The organism is Vibrio sp. QJM3NY_21 (assembly GCF_057785975.1).
The window spans coordinates 895,595-910,942 of the sequence record NZ_CM173513.1; the positions used below are offsets into that span (position 1 = coordinate 895,595).

Below are 15,348 nucleotides of genomic sequence, written 5' to 3' on the forward strand. Positions count from 1 at the left end.
TGGCGAAGGTGTATTTGGAAAAAGGTTTTTTTGGTAAATAGAAGTAAAAGCGAGATTTCCTATCATGTTCGTCTCTCGCTGTAGGGAATGACGGAGTGTAAATCAACAAATTAAGCCGTTATTCGTCATCCCAGAATCGAGTTGAACGATATACCAGGAAGCTCTTTTGGTTTTTATATTCAACACCACGCCCATTAATCCAAGCTGAATGGAAACTTTAGCGAATGTCGCTCGATTAATTGAATCCCGATCACACTTTTCTTTGTTGTTGAAAAGAATATGAAAAAAAGCACATTTTTTATTAAAGCTTCTAATTAAGGGGCCGTTAAAGGGATTGAGAGAAATGATATGTACCAATGTAAGGTGAGAGAGACACTGGTGCATAAACAAAATTGACATGTATTTGTGTGAGGTGAGAGTCACATAAGTACATTAAAAAATGCCTAAAGGAGATCAACTATGGCGATTAATGTAAGCACTAATGTGTCTGCAATGACGGCTCAGCGCTACCTAAATAGCGCGGCTGAAGGTACTCAAAAATCAATGGAGCGTTTGTCTTCTGGCTATAAAATCAATAGCGCAAAAGATGATGCTGCAGGCCTACAAATTTCTAACCGCTTAACGTCGCAAAGCCGTGGCCTAGATATGGCTGTGAAAAATGCGAATGACGGTATCTCTATTGCACAGACAGCTGAAGGTGCAATGAATGAGTCAACCAACATTCTGCAACGTATGCGTGACCTTTCTCTTCAATCTTCAAATGGTTCAAACAGCAAATCTGAACGTGTTGCGATCCAGGAAGAAGTCTCTGCTCTAAACACAGAACTTAACCGTATCGCTGAAACGACCTCTTTTGGTGGTAACAAGCTTCTTAACGGTACTTACGGTAGCCAATCTTTCCAAATCGGTGCTGATTCTGGTGAAGCAGTAATGCTGACTATGAATAACATGCGTACTGACACTCAAGACATGGGTGGCAAAAGCTACGGCGTAGAAGAAGGCAAAGATGCTTCTTGGCGTGTAGGCGCAGGTTCTGATCTGACTATCAAATACAACGATAAGTTTGGTGAAGCTCAAGAGCTGTCTATTTCTGCAAAAGAAGGCAACGATATCGAAGAGCTAGCAACGTACATCAATGGCCAAAGTGAAGATGTTAAAGCGTCTGTTGGTGAAGGCGGCAAATTGCAACTTTTCGCTTCAAGTCAAAAAGTTGAAGGTGATGTTGAGTTCGGTGGTAGCCTTGCTGGTGAGCTAGGTATCGGTGCCGCTAAAGACGTTACTGTTAACGATATCGATGTAACCTCGGTTGCTGGTGCGAACGAAGCCGTATCTGTTATTGATGGCGCACTAAAATCAGTGGACAGTAACCGCGCTTCTCTTGGTGCTTTCCAAAACCGTTTTGATCATGCAATCAGCAACTTAGATAACATCAACGAAAACGTTAATGCATCTAAGAGCCGTATCAAAGATACCGATTACGCGAAAGAAACAACGGCAATGACGAAGTCTCAAATCCTGCAACAGGCGAGTACTTCTATCCTAGCTCAAGCGAAGCAGTCACCATCAGCAGCTCTAAGCTTATTGGGCTAAACTTACCTTGGTAAGTAGTGGTAAACTCTACTCTGGGTAGAGTTTTACTGTTTGGCTCATAAAGGAGGGAGGGAGAGTGTTATGGAAATTCCATCCAACGCATCGAACATCCAGCCTTATGGCTCACCTAATGGCATTAAATTTGCAAGCGATGAAGGTAGTAGTGCGTCGAACATTTCACGACTGAAAGAAGCAACATCTTATGGCAAGGTAGAAAAATCGAAAGAGCAAGCTACCGAAGCTGCGATTCAATTAGCTCAAGATAGACAGCAGTTAAACGATGAAGAGCGAGTCAAGATGGTAGAGAAGGTAAACGAGTTTGTCTCCTCTCTCAACAAGGGTGTTGCCTTTAAAGTCGATGAAGAGTCGGGGAGAGATGTGGTCACTATTTATGAGACCACCACTGGTGATATTATTCGCCAGATTCCTGATGAAGAAATGCTTGAGATTCTAAGGCGCCTAGCAGCCCAAAACTCAAATAGTAGACTATTTGAGGTGAAGGTTTAAGTCGTATTATTGAGGTGGTTTAATGAGTTTTGGCCCAATGGGGATTTCGTCTGGCATGGATATCAATTCCATGGTCAGCAAAATTGTTGATTCGGAGCGTGTACCTAAACAGCAACGAATTGATAATGAACGAACGCGAATCGATACCAGCATTAGTGCCTATGGAAGACTCAGAGAATCCCTTGATTCGATGAAAAACCTGATGACAAACTTTCGTCAGGAAAAAGCTTTTGCTGTGCGAACAGTTGAAAGTACCGATGAAGGTCTTGTCTCTGCAACCGCGACTACCGAAGCGATCGCTGGCAAATATGCCATCGATGTGTTGCAGCTTGCCCAGAGTCATAAAGTGGCTTCTGATGTACTGTCAGAGGACATGAAATTTGGCCCAGGTAAGCTGCAGGTTTCGCTTGGTGATGACAGCTTTGATGTGCAAGTTGGCGACAGATCGAAACTTATCGATGTCGTTCGCAGTATAAACGGCGCAGATAGCAATCCAGGCGTTCGTGCATCTATTATCAATGATGTCGAAGGCCCACGACTTATTGTCGCCTCGAACCAGTCTGGTTCAGATCAGCAGATCAGCATTAATGTAGAGTCTGATGCTGCTAATCCTCTAAAAAAACTCGAATACAAAACTCTAGAAGAGCGTGTGAAGGCGCTTGAGAAAGCGCGCCTTGCTGCACAAGATGTTCTTGCTCTAACCCCTGCAGGAAAAGCCGTTGAACTCATCGATGAAGCGATCGCTAACGATGACCCAAATGCGAGTGAAAAACTCGATGAAGACGGCAATGTTATCCCAGCAACCCAAACCGATTCTGCCTCAGATGTTGACGGAGACTCTCAAAGTCTTAGCTACGGCGAACAAGCTGCAGCCGATGGTCAAGCTGCCCTAGACGCAGCTCTTGCGTCAAAGTCTGTGATGCCCGAAGACAATATCCCAGGTTGGACTGAAACAGCCTCAGGAACTCTTTTAGATTCTTACTACACACCAGAACTTGAGCTTGATGAAAAAGCGATAGAGAAGGCGCCTGACGTGCCGGGGTGGTCAAATGCTGCCTCGGGTACTCTGACCGATTCCTACGTGACGCCGAAAGAAGCTCAGCAAAAGCTTGAAGCTGAACAAGCGCGTATCGAAGATAAAATTTCACAAGAAAAAGCCGATTTGGCTGAGAAAGTTCAAAAAGGCGAATTGACCGCCGAACAAGCCAAAAAAATTGAGCGTGCGAAATTAGAACCCGAAGAGCGTGAGCTTTTAGATAAAGTCGATAAAGCGCAAGCTGAGCTCGAACAGGCACAGCAGTCTTTTGATACCTATAGCGGTATGGCTGAAGTTCAGGCAGGGCAAGATTCAATGGTCGTTCTAGACGGCGTTGCACAGCTTTCGAGTAATAACAATGTGATTGAAGATGCCGTAGAAGGTATCGATATTACGGTGAAAGGAAAAACGCCAAAAGATAAGCCACCGGCTGAAATTGGTGTTGAGTACGACCGTAATAGTGTGCGCCAAGACATTGAAGCTTTCGTTAACTCTTACAATCAGTTTTATCAAGTGTCTAAGAATTTGGCGGGCGTTGATCCAACGACTGGCCAAAAAGGGCCGCTTTCTGGCGACAGTACTGTACGTAATGCCGATTCGCGATTGAAAGGGGTGTTCTCATCAAGTATTGAAGGCGCGCCTGATAATCTCAAGTCATTGACTGAATTTGGTATCACTACCACTAGGCAAGGCTCGCTAGAAATCAACTACGACATGCTTGATCGTCAACTTAATAATAACTTCGATAAGTTGGGTGAGTTCTTTGGCGGCAACAACGGTTTCGCCAAAAAAGTGGAAGATGCGATTCAAGGTATCACAGGTATCACAGGTTCGATTCGTACTAGAGAAAAGAGCTTAGTCGAGCAAAACTACCGCTTGGTTGATGACCAAAGCGCACTCGATCGCCGTATGGACAGCCTAGAAAACCGTACACATTCTAAGTTTACTGCCATGCAAGATGCGACTAGCAAGATGCAATCCCAACTGGGCAGTATGATGAATGCGTTGGGCTAATAGATGAACAGTCAGCTGCAAGAGCTTTGTGAACTCGATCAATTAATTATCTCTAAGCTTGAATTTAGTGAAATTAATGCTGAAGAAATAACGCGGCTTGTCGATAACAGAGAACAGTTATTGCAAAACGTGCTTCAAATAATCGACTCACACCCCGACGTTAAGCAAAGTTCTGAATGGTTTGAAGCCATTACCAGAACCAGAAAATTAGTCGAATTGATGCAATCTGAGACGAGTCGAGTAGGTAAGACCCTACACAGATACCGTCACGGCGCTAAATCAGTTCAACAATACAAAAAGTTTTTATAAAAGAGGTTTACTATGCGCGGTTCTTTACAGGCATATAAAAAGGTATCAGTGGATAGTCAGCTAACAGCTGCCTCACCGCATAAGATTGTACAAATGCTAATGGCAGGTGCTATCGAGCGCTTGATTCAAGGTAAAGCGGCAATGCAAGCAGGCAACATCCCAGTGAAAGGCGAGCGACTTGGTAAGGCTCTGGATATCATTATTAGCCTACGTAGTTGCCTGTCTATGGACGATGGTGGTGATATTGCGAAAAACCTAGATCAACTTTATGAGTTCATGATCACGCAAATTTCTGCGGCAAATCACAAAAATGACCCACAGGCTATTGATGATGTTATCGATATTATCCGCGAAATTAAGAGCGCTTGGGACCAAATTCCGAACGAATATCACAACTTGACGTCTGCTGACGTAGGTATTTAAAGAAAAATTGCAGTTTTAACCAATCTCATATCCCTTAATTGGTTGGTTGCCTTATTTTTTTAATCAAATAAAATAGAAGCCATTAGATAGCCTAGTGGCTTTTTTCGTTGCTGATTTCCTAAATTTGTCCACGTAGACCATAATCATTGATACTTTTCTCTGTTTTATCGATTACGTCGCTCACCGTTTTCCGCATCGCACCAAAATAAAGGCAATAATTCCTACTTATGCAAGGTTTGGCAAAACTGCTTGTCGTCGACGATAGCGCTCAAGATCGTCACAATTTAAGCACAATATTAGAGTTTGTAGGAGAGAGCTGCGAAGTAATCAGCTCTGAACAAGCACGTAAAGTTGACTGGTCACTACAGTGGGCCGGCTGCATTATTGGTACCATTAAAGGTAAAGGCTTCAACGCATTACTGAATGAAAAGCTTGTTCACGCCAATCACATCCCTTTACTGGTGATTGGTAAAAACAATCACCCGGTTGACGAGCTAACTAACTATGTTGGCGAGCTTGAACTTCCCCTTAACTACCCGCAATTAAGTGATGCATTAAGGCACTGTAAAGATTTCTTAGGCCGCAAGGGTGTTCAAGTGGTGTCTTCGGCACGCAAGAACACGCTGTTTCGCAGCCTCGTAGGGCAAAGTGCTGGCATTCAAGAAGTACGTCACTTAATTGAACAAGTTTCTTCTACGGAAGCGAACGTGCTGATTCTTGGTGAATCTGGTACCGGTAAAGAAGTCGTAGCGCGTAATATTCACTATCACTCTAAGCGCCGTTCTGGGCCTTTTGTGCCTGTGAATTGTGGTGCTATTCCACCAGACTTACTCGAAAGTGAGTTGTTTGGTCATGAGAAGGGCGCATTTACTGGTGCGATTACCGCACGAAAAGGTCGCTTTGAATTGGCTGAAGGTGGCACACTGTTTCTTGATGAAATTGGCGATATGCCAATGGCAATGCAAGTTAAGTTGTTGCGTGTACTGCAAGAGCGCTGTTTTGAACGCGTAGGTGGCAACAGCACCATTAAAGCTGACGTTCGTGTGATTGCAGCAACACACCGCAATCTTGAAGACATGATCGACGATGACTCGTTCCGTGAAGACCTTTATTACCGCTTGAATGTATTCCCGATTGAAATGCCAGCGCTTCAAGATCGTAAAGAAGATATTCCACTGTTGCTTCAAGAGCTAATGACTCGAATGGAAGCGGAAGGCAGTATGCCTATCTGCTTCACTGCTCGCGCTATTAATTCTTTGATGGAGCACTACTGGCCAGGTAATGTTCGTGAGCTAGCGAACCTCGTTGAGCGAATGGTTATCCTGTATCCGAATAGCTTGGTTGATGTGAACCATCTACCCACTAAATATAGATACAGTGATATCCCTGAATTCCAGCCTGAATTTAATCGCTTTGTGTCGGAAGAAGAGCAAGAACGTGATGCACTTTCTGATTTGTTCTCAGAAGATTTCAGCTTTGACCAGCAAGATGATCTTGCCGATAACGCGAATGCGCCTCAAGAGTTACCACCAGAAGGTGTTAATTTGAAAGAGCTGTTGGCGGATATGGAAGTGAACATGATCAACCAAGCCTTGGAAGCGCAGGGTGGCATTGTTGCCCGTGCTGCAGACATGCTTGGAATGCGCAGAACCACTCTGGTTGAAAAAATGCGTAAGTATAATCTACAGCGATAGAGCTCAGATTCGTGTTCAGCGATATCAAATTAAGACGGGTGTTGAGTTAAAGCATCGTTTTGGTTGAGAGAATAGAGAGGGCATAGTCGAGTTGTTGCTTGCTTAACTATGTGATAAATATAGCAAATAGCCTGACGCGTGTTTTACGTGTCAGGCTGTTTTAGTATTTGAGGCAAATTTTTGACATGCACGGATCTAACGAATCAGAAAATCAGTCACACCTAGATTCAGTTGAACAGCAGGTTGAGCGCTATAAGCAAGTACTTGATGTGATGCCAGCAGGTGTCATCTTGTTAGATACTCATGGTGAAGTAAGGGAAGCGAACCCAGAAGCGCACCGAATTTTAGGTGTGGAACTGGTGGGCGAGAAGTGGTTTTCGGTTATTCAAAGTGCCTTTGACCCAAAAGACGATGATGGACATGAGATCTCATTGAAGAACGGGCGTAAAGTGCGTTTAGCGATTTCAGCCTCGACTACAGGTCAGCTAATCTTGATCACTGACCTGACAGAAACTCGTCTTCTACAGTCTCGCGTGAGTGACCTTCAGCGCTTGTCGTCGTTAGGCAGAATGGTAGCCTCGTTGGCACATCAAGTTCGTACGCCACTTTCTAGCGCCATGCTTTATGCATCAAACCTTGCCGCGCCAAACTTACCGCCGGCAACAAAGACACGTTTTCAATCTAAGCTTATGGATAGATTGCATGACTTAGAGAAGCAAGTGAACGACATGCTGTTGTTTGCCAAAGGTGGCGACAACAAAGTGGTTAAGCCTTTTACTGTGGCTGAATTGATTACCGAGTTTCATCCTATGGTTGAAGCGGCATTAAAATCGAACCAGATTGACTATTGCCAGGAAGTAGAAGATGAAGAGACTCAGATGTTTGGCAATGCTAATGCTATAGCTTCTGCTCTGAGCAACCTAGTTTTGAACGCAGTGCAAATTGCGGGTAAAGAATCGCAGATTGATGTTTTTTTTAGGCCTGTAAACGGCGAGCTTAAGATATCAGTGCAAGACAGTGGCCCCGGCGTGCCGAAAGAGCTTCAAGGTAAAATTATGGAACCCTTCTTTACCACTCGTTCGCAAGGTACAGGTCTAGGTTTAGCCGTTGTACAAATGGTCTGTCGAGCACATGAAGGCCGACTGGAATTGATATCAGAAGAAGGGGACGGCGCATGCTTTACCATGTGTCTACCGCTGGAAAGAAGCGCTTCTTCTGAAGACTAATACGTTTTAACTGAATTTACACTGGAGAATCCTATGGCTCAAAGCAAAGTGTTAATCGTCGAAGATGATGAAGGTCTACGCGAAGCCCTTGTCGACACTCTCGCGCTTGCTGGCTATGAATGGCTGGAAGCGGATTGTGCGGAAGATGCTCTGGTAAAATTGAAATCGAACTCCGTTGATATTGTTGTCTCTGATGTGCAGATGGCAGGTATGGGCGGCTTAGCACTGCTAAGAAATATCAAGCAGCATTGGCCAAATCTACCAGTATTGTTGATGACAGCGTATGCCAACATTGAAGACGCCGTTGCCGCAATGAAAGAGGGCGCTATAGACTATATGGCAAAGCCATTTGCGCCTGAAGTACTGCTTAATATGGTGAGCCGTTATGCTCCGGTAAAATCGGATGATAATGGCGATGCCATCGTTGCCGATGAGAAAAGCATCAAGCTAATGATGTTGGCTGATAAGGTGGCTAGAACCGATGCTAACGTCATGGTTTTGGGGCCAAGTGGTTCTGGTAAAGAGGTCATGTCTCGCTATATTCACAACGCTTCGAGCCGTAAAGACGGTCCGTTTGTTGCGATTAACTGTGCCGCGATTCCAGATAACATGTTGGAAGCAACACTGTTTGGCTACGATAAAGGCGCATTTACTGGTGCTATTCAAGCTTGTCCTGGTAAATTTGAGCAAGCTCAAGGCGGTACTATTTTGTTGGATGAGATCAGTGAAATGGATCTTAGCCTACAAGCGAAACTACTGCGCGTGTTGCAAGAGCGCGAAGTTGAACGTCTTGGTAGCCGTAAGAGTATCAAACTGGATGTCCGTGTTTTGGCAACCAGTAACCGCGACCTAAAGCAGTATGTTTCTGAAGGGAATTTCCGTGAAGATTTATACTATCGTTTGAATGTATTTCCAATTACTTGGCCAGCACTGTGTGAACGTAAAGGCGATATTGAGCCGCTTGCGAAGCATTTGGTTGAGCGCCATTGCACCAAACTTGGTATGCCCGTTCCTATTCTGTCCGAGCAAGCCATCAGTAAGCTCGTCAATTATCCGTGGCCGGGTAATGTGCGTGAACTGGATAATGTCGTTCAGCGCGCTCTAATTCTGAGTGAGCAAGAAAATATTTCAGGTGAGCACATCTTACTTGAAGGTGTCGATTGGCAAGACGCAAGTGGCCTACAGCAAATTGTTGAAGGCAACAGTGTTGCAGCGCCAGAAATTAAGCCGATAGCTGAAGCGAGTCCAATCAATAAACTGGCAGCCAGCAGCGAAGGGTTAGGTAATGAGCTTAGAGATCAAGAGTATGCGATTATTCTTGAGACGCTGATCGCTTGCAATGGCCGACGCAAAGAAATGGCAGAAAAGTTGGGCATTAGTCCTCGTACATTGCGTTATAAGTTGGCAAAGATGCGCGATGCTGGGATAGATATCCCAAACTGAGGATAGGTTAGTAGTGTCAGCTTTCTGACTAGTGTATTACGATATCTAGTCAATTTAATGTGTGGCACGCTAATTGCTCTGTCAATAATACAGCTAAATAGATAGTCATAATTTTGACTCCTGAGGTAGTAGATGAGAATAGATGGTTTACAAGGCGAAATGCAGGCAATGATGGTTGAAGCTGCTAGCGCGCGTCCTGCTGCAACGGGGCAAGCGGTCGGTGCAGATTTTGGCAACATGCTGACGCAGGCCATTAATAACGTGAACTCATTACAAAAAACCTCAGGTGATCTTCAAGCTCGTTTTGATAGTGGCGACCAAAGCGTGTCTCTATCGGACGTGATGATTGCTCGTAATAAATCTAGTGTGGCTTTTGAGGCGACGATCCAAATTAGAAATAGATTGGTCGAATCGTACAAAGAGCTGATGAATATGCCGGTATAAGTTGGGTAATTAAATAGTGGCAGATAATAGTCAAACAACAGATTTAACCGTAAGCGATAGCAATGACCATGCACTCATTGCAGGTTCGGAGCTTGATGGGGAAGGGCAAAATCCCGATCTAGGTGAACGCAGTTCCTCTAAGTTCGATATGGCCGTCGGTGATCTCGATTTACTTCGTCAGGTCGTCTTAGTCCTATCTATTTCTATCTGTGTAGCGCTGATTGTGATGCTGTTTTTCTGGGTGAAAGAGCCAGAAATGCGTCCATTAGGGGCTTATGAAACAGAAGAGTTGATTCCCGTACTTGATTACTTGGATCTACAAAAGATCGAATACACTCTTGAAGGTAACACTATCTCGGTACCGGCTAGTGAGTACAACTCATTAAAGCTTAATATGGTACGAGCGGGTTTGAATCAAGAGCGAAACGCAGGTGATGACATCCTCATGCAAGACATGGGTTTTGGTGTATCACAACGTGTCGAGCAAGAGCGCCTTAAATTAAGTCGTGAAAGACAGCTTGCGAAAGCCATTGAGCAGATGAAACAGGTACGTAAAGCTCAGGTTTTATTAGCCTTGCCAAAGCAGAGTGTCTTTGTTCGTCACAATCAAGAAGCCTCAGCTTCCGTATTCCTGACTCTGAAAACGGGCACTAACCTCAAGCAGCAAGAAGTTGACTCTGTTGTCGACATGGTGGCAAGTGCCGTTCCGGGAATGAAAACCTCGCGTATCACGGTGACCGATCAGCATGGCCGACTGTTGAACTCAGGTTCTCAAGATCCGATGTCAGCTGCGCGTCGTAAAGAACATGAGTTAGAGCGTAATCAAGAGCAAGCGCTGCGTGAAAAAATCGACTCTATCCTAATTCCTATTCTTGGGTTTGGTAACTATACCGCTCAGGTTGATATTCAGCTTGATTTTAGTGCTGTGGAACAAACGAGAAAACGTTTTGATCCGAATACGCCAGCGACTCGAAGTGAATACACGTTAGAAGATTACAACAACGGCAACACTGTGGCCGGTATTCCTGGCGCTTTGAGTAACCAACCCCCTGCAGATGCTTCAATTCCTCAAGATGTCGCTCAGATGAAAGACGGTGCGATGACGGGGCAGGGATCGGTTCACAAAGAAGCGACTCGAAACTTCGAGCTCGATACCACCATCAGTCATGAACGTAAACAGAGCGGCACGGTTAACCGTCAGACGGTATCGGTAGCGATAAAAGACCGTCAATCACTGAACCCTGATACGGGCGAAGTGGTTCATACGCCAATCCCTGCCAGCGAAATTAATGCGATTCGTCAGGTACTGATTGGTACTGTCGGTTTTGATGAAAATCGTGGCGATTTACTCAATGTGTTAAGCATGCAGTTCGCACCACAAGTGACGGATGTTGTCGCTGATGTGCCAATTTGGGAGCATCCAAACTTCAATGATTGGGTACGCTGGTTTGCGAGCGCGTTGGTTATTATTGTCGTGGTATTGGTACTTGTTCGCCCTGCAATGAAGAAACTGCTTAACCCAGCAGCTGACGACGACGACCAAATGTACGGCCCTGATGGTATGCCAATTGGTGCCGACGGCGAAACCAGCTTAATTGGTGGTGATATTGAAGGTGGCGAGTTGTTTGAATTTGGTTCAAGCATCGACTTACCAAACCTTCATAAAGACGAAGACGTGCTGAAAGCAGTACGTGCACTTGTAGCGAATGAACCAGAGCTAGCAGCTCAAGTAGTTAAGAATTGGATGGTAGATGGCTAACGAAATAGTTCCACAACAAACGGAAGGCGGTGAAGTGCTTGATGTCTCTAGCGTGGATATCGATTCTATCTCAGGCGACGAACGTGCTGCGATCTTGTTACTAAGTTTAAATGAAGAAGATGCTGCTGGTATTATTCGTCACCTAGAGCCAAAGCAGGTTCAGCGTGTGGGTAGTGCAATGGCGCGAGCGACTGATCTATCCCAAGAAAAAGTGGGAGCGGTTCACCGTGCTTTCTTAGATGATATTCAGAAGTACACCAACATTGGTATGGGCAGTGAAGACTTCATGCGTAATGCGCTGGTCGCTGCCTTGGGTGAAGACAAGGCGAATAACCTTGTTGACCAAATTCTTCTTGGTACTGGCTCGAAAGGTTTGGACTCACTGAAGTGGATGGATCCTCGTCAGGTGGCGAGTATCATCATCAACGAGCACCCTCAGATTCAAACCATTGTGTTGTCGTACCTCGATTCTGATCAGTCGGCTGAGATTCTGTCTCAATTCCCAGAAAGAGTTCGTCTGGATCTGATGATGCGTATTGCTAACCTTGAAGAAGTTCAACCTTCGGCTCTTGCTGAATTGAATGAAATCATGGAGAAGCAGTTTGCGGGTCAAGCGGGTGCTCAAGCTGCCAAAATTGGTGGCCTGAAAGCCGCGGCTGAGATCATGAACTACATGGACAATAATGTGGAAGGCGTCTTGATGGATCAAATCCGTGATCAAGACGAAGATATGGCAACGCAGATTCAAGATCTTATGTTTGTCTTTGAAAACCTTATTGAAGTTGATGACCAAGGTGTTCAACGACTGCTGCGTGATGTTCCACAAGACGTTCTACAAAAAGCGCTTAAAGGTGCTGATGACGGTCTACGTGAGAAGATCTTCAAGAACATGTCTAAACGTGCTGCCGATATGATGAGAGACGACATTGAGGCGATGCCGCCAGTAAAAGTCTCTGACGTGGAAGCGGCTCAAAAAGAGATATTGGGTATTGCGAGGAAGATGGCAGACAGTGGCGAGATTATGCTGTCTGGTGGCGCCGACGAGTTCCTTTAAAACAGAAACCTCAAGAGCCCCACACTGTTGGGGCTTTTCTTTATCCAATCTCGAACCCAAGATTAACTCCGTTCAACGGCTTGAATTTACAATGCAGCTGGACGCATTTATAGATAGGTACTGATATGTCAGGTGATAGAAAACGCGGCTTCCTTCGCCCTGAAGAAGATAATACGGTTGCCCAACCTCAGAAATGGGGGTTGCCTGACTACACCTCTGATGTGAATAAACAAGCCAAAGAAACGGCCTTTAATTACGATCCTAGTTGGATGCCGACGGTTGAAGAAGCCATTGAAGACGAAGAGCTTGTTCTGACTGAAGAGCAAATCGAACTGATTAAGCAAGGTGCTTATCAGGAAGGGCTTCATCAAGGCCAAGAGGCTGGCTTTAAACAGGGTTACGAAAAAGGTAAAGAAGAAGGGTTTGCTGCAGGCCACGAAGAAGGCAACCAAGCCGGCAAGCTTGAAGGCGTGACTGCTGGTCAAGAGTACATTCAGCAGCAAGTTGCCATCTTTATGGGACTAGCCAACCAGTTTGCTCAACCTTTAGAGCTGATGAACGCTCAGGTAGAGAAGCAATTGGTGGACATGGTACTTACCATGGTCAAAGAAGTGGTTCATGTTGAAGTGCAAACCAACCCACAAATCATATTAGATACCGTCAAAGAGTCGGTCGAGTCGTTGCCGATCTCAGGTCATGCGATCACATTGAAGCTTAATCCCGAAGACGTCGCGATTATTCGTTCTGCGTATGGCGAAACTGAATTGGATTGCCGCAATTGGACGTTAGTTGCAGAGCCGGCACTCAATCGTGGTGACGTACAAATAGAAGCGGGTGAGTCGAGCGTTAACTACCGCATGGAAGACCGTGTGAAAAACGTCATTCAAAACTTCTGTGGTACAAATCGCCATCAGGGCCATGAGTAATGCTTGAATTAGCAAATCGTCTTAGCCAATACAAAGTCGAAGGGCTAAAATCGCGACCAATTGCCTCTGGTAAGTTAGTACGCGTTGTTGGCTTAACGCTTGAAGCGACCGGCTGTAAAGCACCCATCGGCAGCCTGTGTTTAGTAGAAACCATGTCTGGTCAGATGGAAGCCGAAGTCGTCGGCTTCTCTGGCGATAACTTATTTTTGATGCCGAGTGAACAAATTACAGGGATATTACCTGGCGCTCGTGTGACCCCCGTGACCACTGAAAGCGGCATCCCTGTCGGAATGGAATTGCTCGGCCGAGTGATCGACGGTGTGGGTAATCCACTTGATGGGCTAGGTCCCATCTATACCGAACAACGCGCTTCATTTAATGCCGAGCCAATCAACCCGTTAGCTCGAAAACCGATTTCTGAACCACTCGATGTCGGCTTGAAGGCCATAAACGGTTTGCTGACGGTAGGTAAAGGTCAGCGTATTGGTCTATTTGCTGGTTCCGGTGTCGGCAAGTCGGTCACGCTCGGCATGATGACTCGAGGCACAACCGCGCAAGTAGTGGTGGTAGGTCTAATCGGTGAGCGTGGACGAGAAGTTAAAGAATTTATTGAAGAGATTCTTGGCGAAGATGGACGCAAACGATCTGTGGTGGTCGCTGCTCCTGCGGATTCATCGCCACTGATGCGATTGAAAGGTTGCCAAACTGCACTGGCTGTCGCTGAGTACTTCCGCGACCAAGGTTTAGATGTTCTTTTATTAATGGATTCATTAACCCGTTTTGCTCAAGCTCAGCGTGAAATTGCTCTATCTGTGGGTGAGCCGCCAGCAACCAAAGGTTATCCGCCATCAGTATTCGCTAAGCTTCCTGCGCTGGTGGAACGTGCGGGTAACGGCAACGATGAACAAGGTTCTATCACGGCTTTCTTTACCGTTTTAACTGAAGGTGATGATTTACAAGATCCCATTGCCGATGCGTCGCGAGCGATTCTTGATGGTCACATTGTTTTATCGCGTGAGATGGCCGATGCCGGACATTATCCTGCGATTGATGTTGAGAAATCCGTCAGTCGTGTTATGCCGCAAATCACCACCGAAGAACATGTATTGATGTCGAAAGCGGTGCGCCAAGTACTGTCTATCTGTCGTAAAAACCAAGATTTGGTATCGATTGGTGCTTACAAACCGGGGACTGATCCTGCCATTGATAGTGCCTTCACCTTGAAACCGAGGTTGGACGAGTACTTACAGCAAAAAATGAAAGAAACGGTTCCCTATGACATGTGTGTCAACATGTTGAAACATGTATTGGGTGGCTAACGAGTGAATAAGGTTAGTCATGGATAACGCATTAGAATTTTTGCTCGATCAAGCCAAGGATCAAGAGAACCAAGCCGTACTCGCGCTCAACAAAGCGAATTCAGAGCTTCAAGGTTACTATGAACAGGTCGCTCAGATTGAAAAGTACCGACTTGATTACTGTCAGCAACTTATTGACCGCGGAAAAGCTGGACTCACAGCGAGTCAGTATGGTCACTTGAACCGTTTCTTAACTCAATTAGATGAAACATTATCTAAACAGAGAGAGGCGGAGCACCATTTTAAAAACCAAGTCGACAACTGCCAAAACTACTGGATGGAGCTACGTAAAAAGCGTAAATCCTATGAGTGGTTGATGGAGAAAAAACAGAAAGAGAAGGCAAAGCTGCAAGATCAAAGAGAACAAAAGCAAATGGATGAGTTCTCGACACTGATGTATGGCCGAAAGAAGATGTGATCCTAAGCCCTGAATGACGCAGGTGTTGCCGTTCAGATTGTGAGAACAGAACTAATAGGCATGTTTCTTGCTCCGTTTTATATAAAATTGCGCGTTATGCCCAGCAAAGGCATGAAAAGCACCCGACTTTCTTTTTGTTGTCTGATT

The 15,348-nt window shown here is 45.3% G+C and carries 14 protein-coding genes; all 14 read left to right on the forward strand.

Translation table 11 applies throughout. From position 1 onward, the window contains the following. The first annotated feature begins 459 nt into the window (after positions 1-459). The 14 genes from AC3CID_RS04080 (at position 460) to fliJ (ending at position 15,201) form a co-directional block, all read left to right on the forward strand. Positions 460-1,590, forward strand: coding sequence for a flagellin (locus AC3CID_RS04080; RefSeq protein ID WP_017087934.1), 1,131 nt, complete (start codon positions 460-462; stop codon positions 1,588-1,590). Between the two features lie 81 nt (positions 1,591-1,671). Beyond that, positions 1,672-2,097: a flagellar protein FlaG gene (flaG, locus tag AC3CID_RS04085; RefSeq protein ID WP_428783680.1), complete on the forward strand. Its 426-nt coding sequence runs from the start codon at positions 1,672-1,674 to the stop codon at positions 2,095-2,097. Positions 2,098-2,119: 22 nt separating this feature from the next. Next, complete coding sequence (gene fliD, locus AC3CID_RS04090) at positions 2,120-4,147, forward strand: flagellar filament capping protein FliD (protein WP_146457871.1); 2,028 nt, start codon at positions 2,120-2,122, stop codon at positions 4,145-4,147. A 3-nt stretch (positions 4,148-4,150) separates the two neighbouring features. Beyond that, positions 4,151-4,456, forward strand: a complete 306-nt coding sequence (gene fliT / locus AC3CID_RS04095) for a flagellar protein FliT (RefSeq protein ID WP_146457869.1) — start codon at positions 4,151-4,153, stop codon at positions 4,454-4,456. A gap of 12 nt (positions 4,457-4,468) precedes the next feature. Beyond that, positions 4,469-4,879 (forward strand): flagellar export chaperone FliS, encoded by a 411-nt coding sequence (fliS, locus tag AC3CID_RS04100; protein ID WP_017087931.1) that lies wholly within the window; start codon positions 4,469-4,471, stop codon positions 4,877-4,879. Between the two features lie 227 nt (positions 4,880-5,106). Continuing rightward, entirely contained in the window at positions 5,107-6,573 is a 1,467-nt protein-coding gene (locus AC3CID_RS04105; RefSeq protein WP_004736195.1) for a sigma-54 dependent transcriptional regulator, read from the forward strand. A gap of 185 nt (positions 6,574-6,758) precedes the next feature. After that, positions 6,759-7,799: a sensor histidine kinase gene (locus tag AC3CID_RS04110; RefSeq protein ID WP_146457867.1), complete on the forward strand. Its 1,041-nt coding sequence runs from the start codon at positions 6,759-6,761 to the stop codon at positions 7,797-7,799. A gap of 33 nt (positions 7,800-7,832) precedes the next feature. Beyond that, positions 7,833-9,242 (forward strand): sigma-54-dependent transcriptional regulator, encoded by a 1,410-nt coding sequence (locus tag AC3CID_RS04115; protein WP_146457865.1) that lies wholly within the window; start codon positions 7,833-7,835, stop codon positions 9,240-9,242. Positions 9,243-9,374: 132 nt separating this feature from the next. Then, positions 9,375-9,686, forward strand: coding sequence for a flagellar hook-basal body complex protein FliE (fliE, locus tag AC3CID_RS04120; protein WP_004736198.1), 312 nt, complete (start codon positions 9,375-9,377; stop codon positions 9,684-9,686). 16 nt (positions 9,687-9,702) lie between these two features. Continuing rightward, a complete protein-coding gene (fliF, locus tag AC3CID_RS04125) occupies positions 9,703-11,445 on the forward strand; it encodes a flagellar basal-body MS-ring/collar protein FliF (RefSeq protein ID WP_102440870.1) in 1,743 nt (580 codons plus the stop codon). Next, entirely contained in the window at positions 11,438-12,499 is a 1,062-nt protein-coding gene (fliG, locus tag AC3CID_RS04130) for a flagellar motor switch protein FliG (RefSeq protein ID WP_004736200.1), read from the forward strand. The genes fliF and fliG overlap by 8 nt, the downstream gene beginning before the upstream one ends. Positions 12,500-12,624: 125 nt before the next feature. Then, complete coding sequence (gene fliH, locus AC3CID_RS04135) at positions 12,625-13,425, forward strand: flagellar assembly protein FliH (RefSeq protein WP_017087928.1); 801 nt, start codon at positions 12,625-12,627, stop codon at positions 13,423-13,425. Continuing rightward, on the forward strand, positions 13,425-14,744 hold the full coding sequence (gene fliI, locus AC3CID_RS04140; RefSeq protein WP_010439337.1) for a flagellar protein export ATPase FliI: 1,320 nt from the start codon (positions 13,425-13,427) through the stop codon (positions 14,742-14,744). Before fliH ends, fliI begins: the two co-directional genes overlap by 1 nt. A 19-nt stretch (positions 14,745-14,763) precedes the next feature. Then, a complete protein-coding gene (gene fliJ / locus AC3CID_RS04145) occupies positions 14,764-15,201 on the forward strand; it encodes a flagellar export protein FliJ (RefSeq protein WP_017076818.1) in 438 nt (145 codons plus the stop codon). The last annotated feature ends 147 nt before the right edge of the window (positions 15,202-15,348 follow it).

Bases quoted from the DNA above. Each gene is read 5' to 3' on its own strand.
- fliG (WP_004736200.1), top strand. From the start codon at position 11,438: ATGGCTAACGAAATAGTTCCACAACAAACGGAAGGCGGTGAAGTGCTT.
- AC3CID_RS04110 (WP_146457867.1), top strand. From the start codon at position 6,759: ATGCACGGATCTAACGAATCAGAAAATCAGTCACACCTAGATTCAGTT.
- fliD (WP_146457871.1), top strand. From the start codon at position 2,120: ATGAGTTTTGGCCCAATGGGGATTTCGTCTGGCATGGATATCAATTCC.
- fliI (WP_010439337.1), top strand. From the start codon at position 13,425: ATGCTTGAATTAGCAAATCGTCTTAGCCAATACAAAGTCGAAGGGCTA.
- fliJ (WP_017076818.1), top strand. From the start codon at position 14,764: ATGGATAACGCATTAGAATTTTTGCTCGATCAAGCCAAGGATCAAGAG.
- AC3CID_RS04105 (WP_004736195.1), top strand. From the start codon at position 5,107: ATGCAAGGTTTGGCAAAACTGCTTGTCGTCGACGATAGCGCTCAAGAT.
- flaG (WP_428783680.1), top strand. From the start codon at position 1,672: ATGGAAATTCCATCCAACGCATCGAACATCCAGCCTTATGGCTCACCT.
- fliS (WP_017087931.1), top strand. From the start codon at position 4,469: ATGCGCGGTTCTTTACAGGCATATAAAAAGGTATCAGTGGATAGTCAG.
- fliH (WP_017087928.1), top strand. From the start codon at position 12,625: ATGTCAGGTGATAGAAAACGCGGCTTCCTTCGCCCTGAAGAAGATAAT.
- AC3CID_RS04115 (WP_146457865.1), top strand. From the start codon at position 7,833: ATGGCTCAAAGCAAAGTGTTAATCGTCGAAGATGATGAAGGTCTACGC.
- AC3CID_RS04080 (WP_017087934.1), top strand. From the start codon at position 460: ATGGCGATTAATGTAAGCACTAATGTGTCTGCAATGACGGCTCAGCGC.
- fliT (WP_146457869.1), top strand. From the start codon at position 4,151: ATGAACAGTCAGCTGCAAGAGCTTTGTGAACTCGATCAATTAATTATC.
- fliE (WP_004736198.1), top strand. From the start codon at position 9,375: ATGAGAATAGATGGTTTACAAGGCGAAATGCAGGCAATGATGGTTGAA.